We start from the raw sequence: 17828 nt of genomic DNA on the forward strand, positions 1-17828 counted from the left end.
ACGTGAAGAAATACTCTGTATTCGCCATCGCGCGTGAGGCCATGCGCGGCCACAAGGGCTGGGAGGAGCAATGGTCCTCGCCGGAGCCGAAGAAGGAATACGACGTCGTCATCGTGGGCGCCGGCGGCCATGGCCTGGCTACCGCCTATTATCTCGCCACCGTGCACGGCATCACCAATGTCGCGGTGCTGGAGAAGGGCTGGCTCGGTGGCGGCAATACCGGCCGCAACACCACCATCATCCGCTCCAACTACCTCTATGACGAGAGCGCTGGCATCTACGACCATGCGCTGAAATTGTGGGACGGGCTCAGCCAGGAGCTCAATTACAACGTCATGTATTCGGCGCGCGGCGTCATGATGCTGGCGCACAATGTGCACGACATCCAGGTGCTGAAGCGCCATGTCCACGCCAACCGGCTGAACGGCATCGACAATGAATGGCTCACACCCGAGCAGGCGAAGGAATTCTGCCCGCCGCTCAATATTTCCAGGGATGCGCGCTACCCGGTCGTCGGTGCCGCCTTGCAGCGGCGCGGCGGCACGGCGCGCCATGACGCGGTCGCCTGGGGGTATGCGCGCGGCGCCTCGGCGCGGGGCGTGCACATCATCCAGAATTGCGAGGTCACCGGCGTCAAGCGGGCGGCCAATGGCGCGGTGACCGGTGTCGAGACGACGCGCGGCTTCATCGGCGCCAAGAAGGTCGGCGTGGTCGCGGCCGGCCATTCCTCGGTCATTATGAACATGGCCGGCGTGCGCATGCCGCTGGAAAGCTATCCGCTGCAGGCGCTGGTGTCGGAGCCGGTCAAGCCTGTCGTTCCCTGCGTGGTGATGTCGAACACGGTGCATGCCTATATCTCGCAGTCCGACAAGGGCGAACTGGTGATCGGCGCCGGCACCGACCAGTACGTCTCCTACTCGCAGACCGGCGGCCTGCACATATTACAGCATACGCTGGACGCAATCTGCGAGATGTTCCCGATCTTCACGCGCATGAAGATGCTGCGCTCCTGGGGCGGCATCGTGGACGTCACGCCCGACCGCTCGCCGATCCTGGCCAAGACGCCGGTGCCCGGCCTCTACGTCAATTGCGGCTGGGGCACGGGCGGCTTCAAGGCGACACCCGGCTCCGGCCATGTCTTTGCCCACACCATCGCCAGGGACGATCCGCATCCGATCAACGCGCCCTTCACCATCGAGCGTTTCCGCACCGGCCGGTTGATCGACGAGGCGGCGGCGGCGGCGGTGGCGCATTGACGATGACTGAGCTGTAGGAACGAAAACATGCTTCTCATCCGCTGCCCCTATTGCGAGGAAGAGCGTCCGGAACTTGAGTTCCGCAACGCCGGCGAGGCGCATATCGCGCGCTCGGCCAACATGTCAGGCGAGAGCGACGAGGATTTCGAAAAATTCTTCTTCATCCGCTCGAATCCCAAAGGCATCATCTATGAGCGCTGGCGACACATGCATGGCTGTGCGCGCTTCTTCAACGCCGTGCGCGACACCGTCACCGACAAGTTCGTCATGACCTACAAGGCCGGCGAGCCGAAGCCTTCCAAGCTGCCCAAAAACTCCAGCGAAGTGGTTGCCAAATGAGCGGCGCGTTCCGCATACCGAGCGCCGGCCGCCTGAGCCAGGCCAAGACCGCCCGCTTCAGCTTCGACGGTCAGTCCTTCGTCGGCATCGAAGGCGATACGCTGGCTTCGGCGCTGCTGGCCAACGGCGTGCACCTGGTCGGCCGCTCGTTCAAATATCACCGGCCGCGGGGCGTGCTGTCGGCCGGCGCGGAGGAGCCCAACGCGCTGGTGCAGATCGTGCGCGACGACGCGCGCAAAACGCCGAATGTTCGCGCGACCGTGCAGGAACTCTATGACGGACTCGCCGCCAACTCGCAGAACCGCTGGCCGTCGCTGTCCTTCGACGTCAGCGCGGTCAACGATCTGGCGTCGCCGCTGTTTTCGGCCGGCTTCTACTACAAGACCTTCATGTGGCCGAAGGCGGCCTGGAAGAGCCTCTACGAACCCAAGATCCGGGAAGCCGCCGGGCTTGGCGTGTCCCCCGACAGGCCGGACCCCGACCATTATTCGTCGCGTTACGCTCATTGCGACGTGCTGGTGCTGGGCGGCGGTGCGGCCGGCATCGCGGCTGCATTGGCAGCGGCTGAAACCGGCGTGCGGGTCATTCTGGCCGATGAGCAGGCCGAATTCGGCGGCAGCCTGCGCTTCGAGAGCGGCGCGAAAATCGACGGCCAGGGCGGCTTTGCCTGGGCGCAGGCGGCGATCGCCAGGCTGAAAGGCATGGACAATGTCCGCGTGCTGTCGCGCACGACTGCCTTCGGCTACTACGCACAGAACTTCGTCGGCCTGGTCGAACGGGTCAGCGATCATTTGCAAAATCCCGGCCACGACCTGCCGCGCGAGCGGCTGTGGCAGGTGCGCGCCAGGCGCGTGGTGCTGGCGTCCGGGGCCATCGAGCGCCACATGGTGTTCGCCAACAACGACCGGCCGGGCATCATGCTGGCCTCGGCCGCGCGCACCTATCTCAATCACCATGGCGTCGCGGTCGGAAAAAACGTCGGCGTCTACACCGCCAATGATTCCGCTTACGCGGCGGCGATCGACCTGAAGAAGGCCGGCGTCAACATCGCGGCTATCGTCGATCTGCGCGACAATCCGACAGGGCCGGTGATCGATGAAGCAAGGATGCTCGGCATCGAGATCAATTTCGGCCGCGCGGTGATCCGCGCCGGAGGCAAGCTGCGCGTCTCGTCGATGACGGTGCAGCCGAAGAATGGTGGCGGCGAGCGCACCATTGCGGTCGATGCGATCCTGATGTCGGCCGGCTGGACGCCGTCGGTGCACCTGTTCTCGCAGTCGCGCGGCAAGGTCGCCTTCAACGACGAAACCAAGCGCTTCGTGCCCGGCACCTACGCGCAGGACTGCGTCTCTGTCGGCGCCTGCAACGGCACGGACGGCCTGTCGGCGACCCTCGACGAGGCCTATGCGGCAGGGGCCAAGGCGGCAAGGGACGCCGGCGCAAAGACTGCCAAGGGTACAAGGCCAAAAGTCGACGCCTCGGAAAGCTGGTCGCGTGGCATGCTGGGCGCCGCCCCCGGCGCCGGTCCGGATACGACGGTGAAGGCCTTCGTCGATTTCCAGAACGACGTCACCGCCAAGGACATCCGCCAGGCGGTGCATGAGGGCATGCGCTCGATCGAGCACGTCAAGCGCTTCACCACCAACGGCATGGCGACCGACCAGGGCAAGACCTCGAACATGCACGGCCTGGCGATTGCCGCCGAGACGCTTGGCAAGCCAATCCCCGAGGTGGGCCTCACCACGTTCCGCGCCCCCTATACGCCGGTGACCTTCGGCGCCATCGTCAGCCATGCGCGCGGTCCGCTGTTCGATCCGACGCGCAAGACGGCGATCCATCCCTGGGCTGAAGCCCAAGGCGCCGTGTTCGAGGATGTCGGGCAGTGGAAGCGCGCCTGGTATTTCCCCAGGGGTGGCGAGGACATGCATGCGGCGGTCGACCGCGAGTGCGTCGCGGTTCGAAACACGGCTGGCCTGTTCGACGCCTCGACGCTCGGCAAGATCGAGGTGGTCGGTCCCGATGCGGCCAAGTTCATGGAACTGCTCTACACCAATCCGTGGGAAAAGCTGGAGCCCGGCCGCTGCCGCTACGGCATCATGCTGCGCGAGGATGGCTTCATCTATGATGACGGCGTCGTCGGCAGGCTGGCGCCCGACCGGTTCCATGTGACGACGACGACCGGCGGCGCGCCGCGCGTCATGAACCACATGGAGGACTATCTCCAGACCGAGTTCCCGCATCTCAATGTCTGGCTGACCTCGATCACCGAGCAATGGGCTGTCATCGCCGTGCAGGGGCCGAAGTCTCGCGACATCATCGCGCCGCTGGTCGAAGGCATCGACATGTCGGACGAGGCGCTGCCGCACATGTCGGTACGCGAGGGCAAGATCTGCGGCGTGCCGACAAGGCTGTTCCGCATGTCGTTCACCGGCGAGCGCGGCTTCGAGGTCAATGTGCCGGCCGATTACGGCCAGGCCGTCTGGGAAGCGCTGTGGGCCGAGGGCCAGAAGCATGGCGCCACCGCCTACGGCACCGAGGCGATGCACGTGCTGCGCGCCGAGAAGGGCTACATCATCGTCGGCCAGGACACCGACGGCACGGTGACGCCCAATGATGCCGGCCTCGACTGGGCCGTCGGCAAGAAGAAGGCCGATTTCGTCGGCATTCGCGGCCTGACGCGGCGGGACCTGGTCGCCAAGGGCCGCAAGCAACTGGTCGGCCTCAAGACCAAGGATCCCAAGGTGGTGCTGGAGGAAGGCGCGCAGATCGTGGAGGATCCCAGGCAGGCGATCCCGATGAAGATGATCGGCCATGTCACGTCGAGCTATTGGTCGCAGAATTGCGGCCGCTCGATCGCTCTGGCGCTGGTCGCCGGCGGTCGCGCACGCACGGGCGACACGCTCTACGTGCCGATGCCTGGCGGGACGATCGAAGTGGAGGTTTCCGGCATGGTGTTCTTCGACGAAACGGGAGGCCGCCTCAATGGCTAAGGCAGTCGCGAAAAAGACGGCTTCGGCCGCATCGCCGGCGGCCGAGCGCCGTCCGGCGCTGGCCGGGCGCGCTATCTCCGCCGCCGGCGTCAAGGTAGAGGTGCTGCCGCCGGCCGAACGGATCTCGCTGCGCGCTCCGGAGGCGTCGCTTGCCGCCTTGTCGAAGGCGCTCGGCGTGACCATGCCGAAAAAGCCGAAGACGTCCGTGTCGAAAGGCGGGCGCACCGCGCTGTGGCTTGGGCCGGATGAATGGATGATCATCGACGAGGCCGGCAAAGACCCGCTCGCCGATTGTGCAAAGATTTCCGCCTTGCATTCCGCTGTCGGCATCTCGCATCGCAACGTTGCGATATCGGTCGCCGGTCCGGCCGCGGCCGCGGCAATCAATTCGGGCTGCCCGCAGGATCTGTCGCTCCAAGCCTTCCCGGTGGGTGCCGCCTCGCGTACCATTCTCGGCAAGGCCGAGATCGTTCTGCTGCGCACGGCGCAAGACGCTTTTCGGGTCGAGTGCTGGCGTTCCTTCTCGGATTATGTCTTTACTTTCCTCTCCGAGGGAGCACGCGACGCGGCGGCCTGATCCCGGAACGTTTGCCGCCCGCGCCCATTTGCGGCAACAGGTCGAGGGAGAATGCCGATGCCATCGAAGTCCACGCCGAAGTCGCCCGGGAAAAGCTCGGCCGTGCGCTCCCTGGAGCATGAGCGGCATCACGGCGCCGACGCCGAAGAGGAACTCGAGGAAGGCCTCGAGGATACGTTCCCGGCCAGCGATCCTGTGTCGATCACGGGGACGGCTATCCCCGGCGCCCCCGCAAGGCCGGGCAAAGCCAAGACCGTTCCCGGACGCAAACCGCGCTGATTTCCCCAGCTTCGGTTGAGGAGCCATCTTTCCAAGACGGCGCCAAGTGGGATATTCAAAGCGCTTTGGGAGATCGTAAAATGCCGGTAAAAGCCGTCGTCTGGGGCGAGAATGTCCATGAGCAGACCAATGCCGCCGTGCGCGGCCTTTATCCATTGGGCATGCATGGGACCATCGCAGCCGCGCTCAACCAGGATAAGGGCATCGAGGCGACCACCGCCACCTTGCAGGAGCCGGAGCACGGCTTGAGCGAAAGCCGGCTGGCTGCCACCGATGTCCTGCTCTGGTGGGGCCATGCCGCCCATGGCGAGGTCAAGGACGAGATCGTCGAGCGCGTGCAGAAACGGGTCTGGGAAGGCATGGGTCTGATCGTGCTCCATTCCGGACACTATTCGAAGATCTTCAAGCGGCTGATGGGCACGCCTTGTTCGCTGAAATGGCGCGAAGCGGGCGAGCGCGAGCGCGTCTGGGCCATCAACCGCGGCCATCCGATCGCGCAAGGCATCGGCGAGTGCCTGGAGATCGGCGAGACGGAGATGTATGGCGAGCCCTTCGCGGTGCCGGAGCCGCTGGAGACGGTGTTCGTCTCCTGGTACGAAGGCGGCGAAGTCTTCCGGTCGGGGCTGACCTATCAGCGCGGCGCCGGACGGATCTTCTATTTCTCGCCCGGCCACGAGACCTACCCGATCTACCACAATGAAGGCGTGCAGCAGGTGCTGCGCAACGCCGTGCATTGGGCGCACAATCCCGCACCCGCATGGTCCGGCATCATCAATGCGCCGAACGTGCCGACAGACCAGGCCAAGGAGAAGATCGTCCAGAAGGGCCTGCGCCTGCATGCCGACGGCGACAAGGGCCTGAGTTAGGCGTGAGTTGAAGATGCACCGCCTCCTTCTGCTCGGCACCGGTGGCATTGCCGGACATCACGTCGAGGAGTTCGCCAGGATTCCAGGCTGCACAATCGTCGCCTGCGTCGACCAGGTGCCGGGCCAGGCGGCGAGGTTCGCCGCCGCCAACCAGATCAGCCAGTCTTTCGAGAGCCTGGAAGCGGCGATCGGCTGGGGTGCGTTCGATGCGGCCATCAATGCGACGCCGGATGGCGTGCACAAGGCCACGACGCTGGCGCTGCTTGCCCATGGGAAACACGTCTTTTGCGAAAAGCCGCTGGCGCCGAACCATGCCGACGCGCTTGCAATGACGGAAGCGGCCGAGGCGGCCGGGGTCGTCAACATGGTCAACCTGACTTACCGCAACTCGCCGGCGATCGAGGAAGCGCGACGCATGGTGCAGGCCGGCGAGATCGGCGCATTGCGCCATGTCGAGGCGAGCTACAAACAGAGCTGGCTGGTCAGCAAGTCATGGGGCGACTGGCGCATCGAGGACAAATGGCTGTGGCGCCTGTCCAACCGGCACGGCTCGACGGGCGTGCTCGGCGATGTCGGTATCCACATTCTGGATTTCGCAAGCTATGGTGCCGACCAGGACATCGCCACCCTGCACGCCGACCTGGTGACGTTTCCCAAGGCCGAAGGCGATCGGATCGGCGATTATGTGCTTGATGCCAACGACAGTGTCGCAATGACGGCGCGGTTCAAATCCGGGGCGCTCGCGACGATCGTCGCCAGCCGCTACATGACCGGCCACGCCAACGACCTGTCGCTGGCCATGCATGGCACCAAGGGCGCCATCAAGGTCAACACAGACGGCAAGATTTCGCGCCTGTCGGCCTGCCTGGGCGAGGACATCGACCAGCAACGTTGGCGGACACTGGCGCTGCCGGATGTGAAGCGCAACGCGCTGCGTTTCGCCGAAGCGCTCGATACGGGAAGGAACGGCGATCCATCCTTCCGTCGCGCCGCCGACATGCAGAGGCTGATCGACGCGGCCTTCGAGAGTTCGTCGGCCAGACTGCCGGTCACGATCGCCTGAATCACATCTGGTCGACTGCACCGGCCAAACGTGTGTTGCCGTTATCAGAACGCGCTCGGTACGATCCAGGGATTGATGCTGATGCCGAGACGCGGCCCCTTGCCTTCAGCGGTATTTTCCGTGGCGCCCTTTTTCTCGAGCGAGCCGGTCGATGCGCAATCGAGCTTCACATTGGCCTTGGTGTCGACGCAGGTCGCGGCGGGCACGTGCTTGACCGGGTGTGTCGTGTTGGCGGCAAGGGCCGAGCCCGAAAGTGCCAGCACGGCAGCGAGGGTGAGGAGGGTCTTTTTCATTGTCCGTCTCCGGGTTCGATGGGTGAATTTGTTCTCGTACGTGTACGGTATTCCGTACAAATACGCCCACCGATCGCGGAGTTCAAGCCAGAAAATCGTACGCGTACGGAAATTTTTTGTTAACCAAGAAAATCCGCCCCGCTTGGCACGTTAAACGCGGAGCGGCGATGAAGCGTGGATACGCAAGGAGATATCGTTCAGCAGTTGACCTGTGTCTCGGTCAGCGGGGGCACGTTCTGTGTGCTGAGCGTGGCAAGGGTGAAATCGCACATCCGTTTCACGAAAGCCTGCGGATCGCCGAAGGGGTAGAAGGGGAAGGTGATCAGCAGCGAGATGGTGCCGTGGCCGACCGCCCACAGCATGGTGGCGATGGCGCGCGGATCGCCCTGCAACTTCCCCGCGGCGACGCAGGCCTCGACCCTGCTGATCAGCACCTTCATCGCCGGGTTGCTTTCTTCCATGTCCTCGTAGCTCCGGCCTGCCGGCAGCTTGGTCTTTTCGGTCATGAAGACGGTGCGGTATTCATTGGGATTGCCAAGCCCGAATGCGGCGTATTCCGTCATCACCGCTTGCAGCGCCTCGATCGGATCGTCGGCAGGGTGCTCCTCGATGCGTCGGGCAAGCGTCTCGAACGCATCCTCGGCCAGCGCGAACAATATGTCCTGCTTGTCGGCGAAATAGGAATAGACCGACATCGGCGCGTAGCCGACACGCTTGGCCAGCTTGCGGATGGTCAGGCCCTCATAGCCTTCCTCCTGCACAAGCTTGTGCGCGGCCTCGACAAGTTCGGAACGCTGTTCGGCCTTTTGTTTCTCGCGGCGTGTCTGGGCGCTCACCGGCAATATCGTCTGCCTCTGCTGGTTGGGGGCCAACTGAATTATATACGCTGTACGGAAACGGACAAGGGCGTCGCTGGTTCCCAAGCGGCAGGCGTCAGATGGCGCTGAGGCCGCCGTCGACAGCCAATGTGTGGCCGGTCATGAAGGAGTTGGCGGGGTCGGCGGCGAACAGGATCACCGGGGTGATCTCATCCACTTCGGCCACCCTCCTCATCGGCACGCCGCGCGTCAGTTCGGCCAGGGCGTCGGCTTCCGGAGCGCCGGAGACGCGCACGAAACTATCGACCATCGCCGTTCTCGTGTGCGCCGGACAAACAGCGTTGATGCGCAGGCCCTTGCTGGCGTATTCAATTGCCGCCGACCGGGTCAGCCCAACCACGCCGTGCTTGGCGGCGGCATAGATCGAAAGCTTCGGCGCGCCACCCAGTCCGGCGGCGGAGGCGATGTTGACGATGGCGCCGCCCTTGCCGTCCGCCTTGAACTGCCGCTCCATCTGCGGGATTTGGTGCTTCATGGCATAGAAGACGCCGAGCAGATCGATTTCGATCACCCGGCGCGCCTCCTCCGAGGCGACCTGCGGCAAACGCACGAAACTCTGCACGATGCCGGCATTGTTGACTGCGACATCCAGCCGGCCGAATCTTTCGACCGCCAGAGCCACCAGCGCCTGCGACAGCGCCTCGTCGGCGATGTTGCCGGCCAGGACCGCCGTCTCGGCATCGAGCGTTTCGGCAAAGCTCCTCAAGATTGGTTCATCGAGGTCGGAGAGGATCAGCCGCGCGCCCTCGGCGGCAAAACCTTTGGCGGCGCCGCGGCCGAGCCCGCCCGCGGCACCCGTGATCAACACCGTCTTTCCGTCGAAGCGGCCCATCGATCACTCCTCGTCGATCAGTTTCGGTCGATCAGTTTCGCGGCGAGGTGCGAAAGCAGTTTCACCGCCTCGCCATAGGTCCTGGCCTTTTCCGGGTTCGAGGCATTGCCGTCCAGCGCGCGCTTGTAGACGCCCTGGCAGATCGCGGCCAGCCGGAAGAAGGAGAAGGCGAGGAAGAACGTCCAGTCGCCGATGCCGGTGAGCCCGCGCCGCCGGCAATAGGTGGCGACATAGTCCTCTTCCGAAGGCAGTCCGAGCGCGGCGCGGTCGATACCGCCCAGGCCGCGAAAGCCCGAGCTATGCGGCAGGCGCCATTGCATGCACTGGTAGGCGATATCGGCAAATGGATGGCCTGATGTGGACAGTTCCCAGTCGAGCACCGCCATCACCTTCGGCCGGTCCGGCGCGAATATCAGATTGTCCAGCCGATAGTCACCATGCACCAGCGAGACACGGCCGTCGTCGGCGGGCCTGTGCGTCTCCAGCCAGTCGATCAGCCGGTCCATGTCGGCAATGGCACCGGTCTCCGAGGCGCGGTACTGACTGGTCCAACGCGCCAGTTGGCGCTCGAAATAGTTGCCCGGCCGGCCGAAATCGCCGAGACCCACGGCCTCGATATCGACGCCGTGCAGGGCGGCGAGCGTGGCGTTCATGGCATCGTAGATGGCGGCGCGCTCGCCATTGTCGCGCGCTTCCGGCAGTGCCGGATTCCAGAAGATGCGGCCGTCGATGAAATCCATGATGTAGAACATGCGGCCGATCGGCGAGTTCTCGGCCGAGAGATGCAGCATCCGCGGCACCGGCACGGCGGTGCCCGAAAGGGCGCTCATCACCCTGAATTCACGGTCGACCTGGTGTGCCGATTTCAGCAACTGCCCCGGCGGCTTGGCGCGCAGCACGTAGCGGCCGCTGGCCGCCGTCAGCAGATAGGTCGGGTTGGATTGGCCGGATTTGAATTTTTCGACGGAGGAAAGTCCGGCAAAACCGGGGATCCGCGCCTCGAGATAGGGCGAAAGCGCTGCCTGGTCGAGCGCGTTCGGGTCGCTCATGCGGTCTCTGGCTGGCGTTCGATCAGGGTCAGCGTCAGCCAGCGGGCGGTGAGCGCCGGTTTCTTCGAGCCCTCGATCTCGATCGTCACGTCATGGGCCGTCTGCACCCAACCTGAGGGCCTGACCTTGACGTCAGCCAGCACGAAACGGGTGCGGATGCGCGCGCCGGTCTTCACCGGCGCCAGGAAGCGCAGCGAATCGAAGCCGTGGTTGACGCCCATCTTGCCGTTTTCCAGCGGCGGCATGGTCTCGAACGTCATTGCCGACAACAGCGACAGCGACAGGAAGCCATGCGCGATGGTGCCGCCGAATGGCGTCTCGCGCTTGGCCCGCTCCGGATCGCAATGAATGAACTGGTGGTCGTCGGTGGCGTCTGCGAACTGGTCGATCATGCGCTGCGTGACCACCCGCCATGGCGAGACGCCCACCTCCTTGCCGACGCTGGCCAGAAGCACATCGAGACTGATCGGTTCCACGCGGATGTCCTCCAGTTTCATCCCCGGCTTCCCCGGCCGGACATGTCATTCCTTGAACAGGGTCAGCCCATGCTGCACCGACTGTCCGCCGTCAATCGGCAGGATGGCGCCGGTGACATAGCTGCCTGCACGGCTGCACAAATAGAGCGTTGCGCCGGCAATGTCATCCGGGGCGCCGATACGGCCGATCGGAACGTGGCTGCCGACATACCTGGCCTGTTCCTCAGTGGCGGTGGCAAACGCCGTCATCCGGCTCTGGAAGGGCCCAGGGGCAAAGGCGTTGACGGTGATGCGGCGGCCGGCGAATTCCAGCGCCAGGGTGCGCGTCAGGTGATGAACGGCCGCTTTGGAGGCGGTGTAGGAGTAGGCGTCGTCGGCCAGCGGCTGCGTGCCCATCACGGAGCCCAGATTGATCACCCGGGCTGGATCCTCGTCGCTGGCGGCGGCTTCGAGCAGCGGCAGCAGTTCGCGGGTCAGGTGGAAGACGGCGGTGACGTTGACGCCGAACACCTTGGCCCAGGCATGATAGGGGAAGCTCTCCAGCGGCGCTCCCCAGGACACGCCGGCATTGTTGACCAGGATATGCAGCCGTTCGGCCCGCGTCTTGACCTCGCCGACCAAGGCGGCAATGCCGGCCTCGCTGGAAACGTCTCCGGCAAAGCCTTCCGCCCGGCCCGGCGCGCCAAACCCGTTCAATTCCTCGGCGACCTTGATGCAGTCCTCGCCCTTGCGCGAGGCGATCATCACCGTTGCGCCGGCCTTGACGAGGCCCGTCGCCGCCATGCGGCCGATGCCGGTCGCCGCGCCCGTGACCAGCGCGGTCTTGCCGGCCACCGAAAAAAGATCGTCGAGATAGCTCATCGAACTCCTGCGCCTTTCATCGGCGGATCGGGGAAAGCGTTCGCGTTGACAAGGCTATCCGAAGTACGGTCATCCTTGCCACTGACAAAATGCCCGGCCTGAATGAAGGGTTAGCAACCGATGACGGAGATGAATCTCGGCATGACGGAGCGGCTGAGGCCGATCCATGCGCGCGTCGCGGCCATGGTGCGCGACGAGATCATGCCGCTCGACAAGGAATTCCTCGGCGAAGTCGGCAAGGCGGGCGACCGCTGGACATACACGCGGCGCCAGACCGAGATCCTCGAAGGGCTGAAGACGACCGCAAGAGAGCGCGGCCTTTGGAATTTCTGGCTGACCGGCTCGGAACGCGGCTACGGTCTTTCCACCGTCGAATACGCCTATCTGGCCGAGGAGATGGGCAAGGCGCATCTCGGCGCCGAGACCTTCAACTGCTCGGCGCCCGACACCGGCAACATGGAGGTGCTGGAGCGCTACGGCTCGGCGGAGCACAAGAACGCCTGGCTGGAGCCGCTTCTCGACGGAAAGATCCGCTCGGCCTATCTGATGACCGAGCCGGACGTAGCCTCGTCGGATGCCACCAACATTTCGATGCGCTGCGAACGGCGCGGCGACGGCTATGTGCTGAACGGCGAGAAATGGTGGGCCTCTGGTGCCGGCGATCCCCGCTGCGCCATCTATATCGTCATGGTGAAGACCTCCGATGGAGAGCCGAAGCACAGGCGGCATTCGATGATCCTCGTGCCGGCGGACACCAAGGGTGTCAGCAAGCTGCGTCCAATGCAGGTCTACGGCGACGACGACGCGCCGCACGGCCACATGCATCTTCGCTTCGACAATGTGCTGGTCCCGGCGTCGAACCTGATCCTCGGCGAGGGCAGGGGTTTCGAGATCGCGCAAGGCCGCCTCGGCCCCGGCCGCATCCATCACTGCATGCGGGCCATCGGCCAGGCCGAGATGGCGCTGGAGCTGCTGTGCCAGCGTTCGGTCCGCCGCGAAGCGTTCGGCCAGCCATTGGCGAAACTCGGCGCCAATTTCGACATCATCGCCGAATGCCGCATGGAGATCGAGATGGCCCGCCTGCTCTGCCTCAAGGCGGCGTGGATGATCGACCAGGGCGACGCGCGCGCCGCCGCGCCCTGGATCAGCCAGATCAAGGTGGTCGCGCCACGCGTGGCGCTGAAGGTCACCGACGAGGCGGTGCAGATGTTCGGCGCGCAAGGCATCAGCCAGGACACGCCGCTGGCGCGCTCGTGGACGCATCTCAGGACGCTGCGCCTCGCCGACGGGCCGGATGCCGTGCATCGCCGCCAGGTGGCGCGGGCGGAGCTGAAGAAATACACGCAGGAGAAGGTCTGAGATGGCCCGGTCCGAGCGGGGAGACAGCCGATGAGCATCCCGTCCGAAATGAAGGCGCTGCTCCTGGTCGGCGACGGCTACACCAGGACGCCGAGCGGCAGCACGCTGGAGGCGATGGAGCCCTATCTCCAGCCAGGCAGTATCGCAGTGCCGGCGCCTGGGACGACGCAAGTGCTGATCAAGGTCAGCCTTGCGTCGATCAATCCGTCCGATGTCGCCTTCATCAAGGGCCAATACGGCCAGCCGCGGGTCAAGGGCCGGCCGGCCGGCTTCGAGGGCGTCGGCGTGATCGTTGCCGGCGGCGACGAGTCCTATCCCAAGAGCCTCGTCGGCAAGCGCGTTGCCTTCGCCACCGGGCTCTCCAATTGGGGCTCATGGGCCGACTATGCCATTGCCGAAGCCGCCGCCTGCATTCCGCTCCTCGACACCGTGCGCGACGAGGATGGGGCTGCCATGATCGTCAATCCGCTCACCGCGATCGCCATGTTCGACATCGTCAGCCGAGAAGGCGAAAGGGCCTTCATCATGACCGCCGGCGCCAGCCAGCTCTGCAAGCTGATCATCGGCCTGGCCAAGGAGGAAGGGTTCCGGCCTATCGTCACCGTGCGCCGCGACGAGCAGATCGCGCTGCTGAAGGAAATCGGCGCCGCCCATGTGCTCAACGAGAAGTCTCCCGATTTCGAAACCTCGCTGCGCGAAGTTATAAAGGCCGAACAGCCGCGCATCTTCCTCGATGCGGTGACCGGGCCACTGGCCTCGGCCATCTTCAACGCCATGCCGAAGCGCTCGCGCTGGATCATCTATGGACGCCTCGATCCCGAAGCCACGATCATCCGCGAACCCGGCCAGCTGATTTTCCAGCACAAGCACATAGAGGGCTTCTGGCTGAGCGAATGGATGCGGCAGCATAAGGACCGCCGCGGTCCTGCGATCCTCGAGGCGCAGAAGCGCTTTTCCGACGGGCGCTGGACGACCGACGTGACGGCTGTGGTGCCGCTGGCAGAGGCGATGGCGCGCGTGCCGGCGGAACTGGCCAGGCCCAATGGCAAGGTGTTCATTCGGCCGTAAAGCAGGGGGTGTGCGGTTGAGCTGCATTCCGGTTCATCGAGAGCACAGCTGCTATAACCTTCGAGGGCCGGAAAGAGGGTGGTTTGTTGGCTGCGATCGTTCAATGTCATCGGCGGCCACGCCGTTCGATCCCCCTATGCCACCCCGCTTTGTCCGTGATATGCCGCCGCCAATGGACGCTGGGACAGCGCCGGACCGGGCCTGTTCCGGATTGGTGTGGGGTGCTTGATGAGGATTTCCAAGCCGGTTTTCGACCGCCTGGGGCTTGGCCTGTGGATCGGGGCATTCGCGGTCGTGCTTGGCCTGGTCCTGTGGTCGCCCGATGCGCGCACCGTATTGCACGCCTACAGATATGGCAGTGTGGAGTTTCTCGCCGGCCGGCCGCTCTACGACCTCGAGTCCGAGATGGGATACCTTTACACGCCCGCCTTTGCCGCGCTCTATATTCCGTTCTTGAATCTGGGACCGCATCTTGGCGGGCTGGTCTGGCATGCCCTCGGTTTCGCCGTTCTCACCCTTGCCGCGGCGCGGCAGGTGCGCAAGCTGGGCGGACAGGAGCAGAACTGGCTGCTTTCCTTCGGCCTCTTTCTCGCTTTGCCGATGACACTGGGCGCCATTCGCAACGGCCAGGCGACAATCCTGCTGACCGGCGCCTGCTGGCTCTTGACCCTGTCGGCACTGGAAGGACGGCGTGCGGAGACCTTTTTCTGGGCCTCGCTTGCCATAACGGCCAAGCCGACCGCGATCATCATGCTGCTGTTGGTGGGGGCGTTGCGCCCGCGGCTGATACCGGTGCTGGTGCTCGCGGTGCTGTTCGTGCTCGCCATCCCCTACGCTTTCGCTCCCGCCGGCTACCTGAACGAGCAGTATGGCGATTTTGCCCGCATGCTGACGTCGATGGCCGTCGACAAGACCAGCCATTTTGTTCCTACCGATTTCACAGCGCCCTTTATCGAGATGGGGCTGCCCGTTCCGGACTCGGCTGCCACGGCGGTGCGCGTCGTGATCGGCCTGCTGACGCTCTCGATCGTGCTCTGGTTCGACCGCAAGCTCGAACAAGGAGCGGCCGGACTCGCGATCTTCCTGGCGGCCGCCTTCTACATGTGCGTCTTCAACCCGCGCGTCGAGCCCAACACCTATGCGATGATCGCGGTTCCCGCCGGCCTTGCCATTGCCCTGTTGTGGCGCGAAGAAAAAGGTGGCGTCCTGGCCTGCGTGCTGTCCATGACTTTATTCCTGACAGGTTTGACCGGTGTCGAGCGCCACATGCATGACTTTCTCTATCCCTGGTTTCGGCCGATCACGGTCACTTTCATCGCCTGCTTCCTGATATGGTGGTTCTGGGCCAAGGCGCGGCAAAAATTGGTGAATGCGGAGCCTGTCGCCCATGGCTGAGATGCGCCCGACACTCGATATCGTGGCGCCGTTCTTCAACGAGGCGCAATCGGCGACGGCTTTCGCGGCATTGCTCGACGCGCTCGAGGCGGCGGTGTCGAGCCGCTTCGGCATGCAAGTCCACAAGATCCTGGTCGACGACGGCAGCCGGGACGATAGCGCCGGGCGGTTTTCGCAGGCACTTTCGGGATCCTGGGAAATCGTGCGCCTCAGCCGCAATTTCGGCAAGGAGGTCGCCGTGCTCGCCGGCCTCGACCACTCGCGGGGCGACATGGTGCTTGTCATGGACGCGGATCTGCAGCACTCCCTGGAGACCAGCCTGAAGATGATCGTCGAGCTGGCTGAGAATCCGGACGTCGACGTCGTCTACGCGCAGAACGACCGGCGCGGGGCAAGCTGGCGGCGCAGCCAGTTGGCGAAACTGTTCTACAGCCTGATCAACAGCAGCCAGCGGTTCGATATTCCCGAGAATGCAGGCGACTTTCGCGTCATGCGCGGCACCGTGGCGCGCGCATTGACCAGCCTGCGCGACAAAAGGCGCTTCAACAAGGGCCTGTTCGCCTGGGCCGGCTTCCGCCAGAAGGCCATATCCTATTCGCCGGAAAACCGCGCCAGCGGCAAGTCGAAATGGAGCCGGCTCAACCTGATCGCCTTTTCGCTAGAGGGGTTTACGTCCTTTTCGGTGATTCCGCTGCGCCTGATCAGCCTCAGCGGACTGCTTGCGGCGTTTGCCGGCGCGGTCTACGGCGCGAAAGTGCTCTTCGAGGTGCTGTTCTACGGCATTGCCGTTCCAGGCTATCCGAGCCTGCTGGTCGCCGTGGTGCTGCTCGGCGGCCTCAACCTGACACTTCTCGGGCTGATCGGTGAATATGTCTGGGTCACGCTCAGCGAAAGCAAGGATCGCCCGGTCTACATCGTGCGCGATATCGTGCGCAGCGATGTTCCCGCCAGGTCGGCGCCGGGCGTTTCCGGGGCATGATGCGCGGCATCCGCCTGATCGCCGACGATTACGGCCTGGCGCCCGGCGTCTCGGCGGCGATCCTCGACCTGCTCGATCGCGGGCGGCTAACGGGCACCGGTTGCATGACCGGTTTCGCGGAATGGCCGGGGGAGGCGGAACGCATCAAGCCGCTGTGCGGCCGGGTCGCCGTCGGCCTGCATCTGACCTTGACGGACCAGCCGGCCGTGACCGGCCCGTCGAGCCTGGCGCCGGAAGGCCGGCTGCCGCCGCTCCGCTCGCTGGCATTGCCGATCCTGCGTGGCGGCATCGAGACCCGCGACGTCCATGCCGAGCTCGACGCCCAATTTGGCCGCTTCGTCGAGGCGCTCGGACACCGGCCCGATTTCATCGACGGCCACCAGCATGTGCATTTCCTGCCTGTCGTGCGCAAATGGCTGCGGGGGCGTTTCGCCGGAGATGCCGGCAGACCGTGGCTGCGCGGCGCGCCGGCACTGGCCGGCAGCGGAGCGGCGGCATCGAAAATTGCGGCGATCGCCGCCCTGGCAACTGGTTTCAACCGATCCATGCGGCGCGCCGGCTTCACCGTGAGGGCGCCGCTCGCCGGCATCTATGACTGGCGGCAGCCGGAAAAGTTCGCGCCCGCCCTGCAAACCGCCGTTGAAAGCCTGCCGGAAGAGGGACTGTTCATGTGCCATCCCGGGCATGTCGACGAGACGTTGCGTGCACGCGACCCGATGCAAGATGTGCGCGAAGTCGAATTCGCGGTTCTCGCCTCCGATCATTTCGGCGCAAACCTGGCTCGCGCGCGTGTCGGCATCATGGACGGCACAGCATGAGTGCCGATCAGTCCCGGCGTTCGACCGGCAACAAGATTATCCGCTTCGCCATTGTCGGCCTGGTGAACACGGCCATCGACCTTGCCGGTTTCTTTCTGCTGCTCAAGCTGCACGTGCCGCCGCTGCCCGCCAACGTTGCGTCCTGGTTCATTGCCGTCACCTTCTCCTTCGCGGCCAACGGCTTCTGGTCGTTCGAGCGCGATCCGGCCATCCGGCTGCATCATGCCTTTCTTCGCTTCGCCTCGCTCGGCGCGCTGATTTCGCTTGGTGTCTCCAGCCTCGCGATCGCGGTGTTCGCCGGCGTCGTCGGCGTGTGGCCGGCAAAGATCGGCGGGGTGGTTGTGGCGGCGGTGCTGAATTTCCTCGCCGCGCGCTGGTCGATCGAGGGCCGTCTCTTGAAATAGCAGGCTGTTTCCCCACGAAAATTCCGGACCCGCTACACGGTCTCCT

General features: G+C 64.6%; 19 protein-coding genes. 13 read left to right on the forward strand and 6 right to left on the reverse strand.

The window, feature by feature from the left end:
- The first annotated feature begins 2 nt into the window (after positions 1 to 2).
- The 7 genes from FJ959_RS23785 to FJ959_RS23815 all read left to right on the forward strand — a co-directional run bounded on the left by FJ959_RS23785 (position 3) and on the right by FJ959_RS23815 (position 7370).
- On the forward strand, positions 3 to 1256 hold the full coding sequence (locus FJ959_RS23785) for a sarcosine oxidase subunit beta (protein WP_140624375.1): 1254 nt from the start codon (positions 3 to 5) through the stop codon (positions 1254 to 1256).
- Positions 1257 to 1283: 27 nt separating this feature from the next.
- Positions 1284 to 1595, forward strand: a complete 312-nt coding sequence (locus FJ959_RS23790; protein ID WP_140496330.1) for a sarcosine oxidase subunit delta — start codon at positions 1284 to 1286, stop codon at positions 1593 to 1595.
- Complete coding sequence (locus FJ959_RS23795) at positions 1592 to 4585, forward strand: sarcosine oxidase subunit alpha (protein ID WP_140560276.1); 2994 nt, start codon at positions 1592 to 1594, stop codon at positions 4583 to 4585. The genes FJ959_RS23790 and FJ959_RS23795 overlap by 4 nt, the downstream gene beginning before the upstream one ends.
- Entirely contained in the window at positions 4578 to 5162 is a 585-nt protein-coding gene (locus FJ959_RS23800; RefSeq protein WP_140632430.1) for a sarcosine oxidase subunit gamma, read from the forward strand. Before FJ959_RS23795 ends, FJ959_RS23800 begins: the two co-directional genes overlap by 8 nt.
- Before the next feature lie 57 nt (positions 5163 to 5219).
- Positions 5220 to 5441 (forward strand): hypothetical protein, encoded by a 222-nt coding sequence (locus tag FJ959_RS23805; RefSeq protein ID WP_140496327.1) that lies wholly within the window; start codon positions 5220 to 5222, stop codon positions 5439 to 5441.
- Between the two features lie 80 nt (positions 5442 to 5521).
- Entirely contained in the window at positions 5522 to 6307 is a 786-nt protein-coding gene (locus FJ959_RS23810; RefSeq protein WP_140547154.1) for a ThuA domain-containing protein, read from the forward strand.
- Positions 6308 to 6320: 13 nt separating this feature from the next.
- The gene (locus tag FJ959_RS23815) at positions 6321 to 7370 is read left to right on the forward strand and encodes a Gfo/Idh/MocA family oxidoreductase (RefSeq protein WP_140632433.1); all 1050 of its coding nucleotides are present in this window, start codon (positions 6321 to 6323) and stop codon (positions 7368 to 7370) included.
- Between the two features lie 44 nt (positions 7371 to 7414).
- Here the strand turns inward: FJ959_RS23815 and FJ959_RS23820 are convergent, their stop codons facing one another.
- From FJ959_RS23820 to FJ959_RS23845, 6 genes are all read right to left on the reverse strand, one after another.
- The gene (locus tag FJ959_RS23820) at positions 7415 to 7663 is read right to left on the reverse strand and encodes a DUF680 domain-containing protein (protein ID WP_140632436.1); all 249 of its coding nucleotides are present in this window, start codon (positions 7661 to 7663) and stop codon (positions 7415 to 7417) included.
- A gap of 197 nt (positions 7664 to 7860) precedes the next feature.
- Complete coding sequence (locus FJ959_RS23825; RefSeq protein ID WP_140632439.1) at positions 7861 to 8505, reverse strand: TetR/AcrR family transcriptional regulator; 645 nt, start codon at positions 8503 to 8505, stop codon at positions 7861 to 7863.
- Positions 8506 to 8596: 91 nt separating this feature from the next.
- Positions 8597 to 9373, reverse strand: a complete 777-nt coding sequence (locus FJ959_RS23830) for an SDR family oxidoreductase (protein ID WP_140632442.1) — start codon at positions 9371 to 9373, stop codon at positions 8597 to 8599.
- 17 nt (positions 9374 to 9390) lie between these two features.
- Positions 9391 to 10422, reverse strand: a complete 1032-nt coding sequence (locus FJ959_RS23835; RefSeq protein WP_140513711.1) for a phosphotransferase family protein — start codon at positions 10420 to 10422, stop codon at positions 9391 to 9393.
- The gene (locus tag FJ959_RS23840) at positions 10419 to 10919 is read right to left on the reverse strand and encodes a MaoC family dehydratase (RefSeq protein WP_263483366.1); all 501 of its coding nucleotides are present in this window, start codon (positions 10917 to 10919) and stop codon (positions 10419 to 10421) included. Before FJ959_RS23840 ends, FJ959_RS23835 begins: the two co-directional genes overlap by 4 nt.
- Before the next feature lie 24 nt (positions 10920 to 10943).
- Positions 10944 to 11759: an SDR family oxidoreductase gene (locus tag FJ959_RS23845; RefSeq protein ID WP_140496320.1), complete on the reverse strand. Its 816-nt coding sequence runs from the start codon at positions 11757 to 11759 to the stop codon at positions 10944 to 10946.
- Between the two features lie 120 nt (positions 11760 to 11879).
- Between FJ959_RS23845 and FJ959_RS23850 the strand changes: the two genes are divergently transcribed.
- The 6 genes from FJ959_RS23850 (at position 11880) to FJ959_RS23875 (ending at position 17782) form a co-directional block, all read left to right on the forward strand.
- Positions 11880 to 13118 carry an acyl-CoA dehydrogenase family protein gene (locus FJ959_RS23850; RefSeq protein ID WP_140632445.1) on the forward strand — a complete coding sequence of 413 codons (1239 nt, stop codon included), beginning with the start codon at positions 11880 to 11882 and terminating at the stop codon, positions 13116 to 13118.
- 30 nt (positions 13119 to 13148) lie between these two features.
- The gene (locus FJ959_RS23855; protein WP_140632448.1) at positions 13149 to 14186 is read left to right on the forward strand and encodes a zinc-binding dehydrogenase; all 1038 of its coding nucleotides are present in this window, start codon (positions 13149 to 13151) and stop codon (positions 14184 to 14186) included.
- A 228-nt stretch (positions 14187 to 14414) separates the two neighbouring features.
- Positions 14415 to 15581 (forward strand): glycosyltransferase family 87 protein, encoded by a 1167-nt coding sequence (locus FJ959_RS23860; protein WP_140632451.1) that lies wholly within the window; start codon positions 14415 to 14417, stop codon positions 15579 to 15581.
- On the forward strand, positions 15574 to 16560 hold the full coding sequence (locus FJ959_RS23865) for a glycosyltransferase family 2 protein (RefSeq protein ID WP_140560287.1): 987 nt from the start codon (positions 15574 to 15576) through the stop codon (positions 16558 to 16560). The genes FJ959_RS23860 and FJ959_RS23865 overlap by 8 nt, the downstream gene beginning before the upstream one ends.
- Positions 16557 to 17378 carry a ChbG/HpnK family deacetylase gene (locus FJ959_RS23870; RefSeq protein WP_140632454.1) on the forward strand — a complete coding sequence of 274 codons (822 nt, stop codon included), beginning with the start codon at positions 16557 to 16559 and terminating at the stop codon, positions 17376 to 17378. Before FJ959_RS23865 ends, FJ959_RS23870 begins: the two co-directional genes overlap by 4 nt.
- Positions 17375 to 17782 carry a GtrA family protein gene (locus tag FJ959_RS23875; RefSeq protein ID WP_140632457.1) on the forward strand — a complete coding sequence of 136 codons (408 nt, stop codon included), beginning with the start codon at positions 17375 to 17377 and terminating at the stop codon, positions 17780 to 17782. Before FJ959_RS23870 ends, FJ959_RS23875 begins: the two co-directional genes overlap by 4 nt.
- The last annotated feature ends 46 nt before the right edge of the window (positions 17783 to 17828 follow it).

This window comes from Mesorhizobium sp. B2-2-4, assembly GCF_006442375.1.
Lineage (GTDB): Bacteria > Pseudomonadota > Alphaproteobacteria > Rhizobiales > Rhizobiaceae > Mesorhizobium.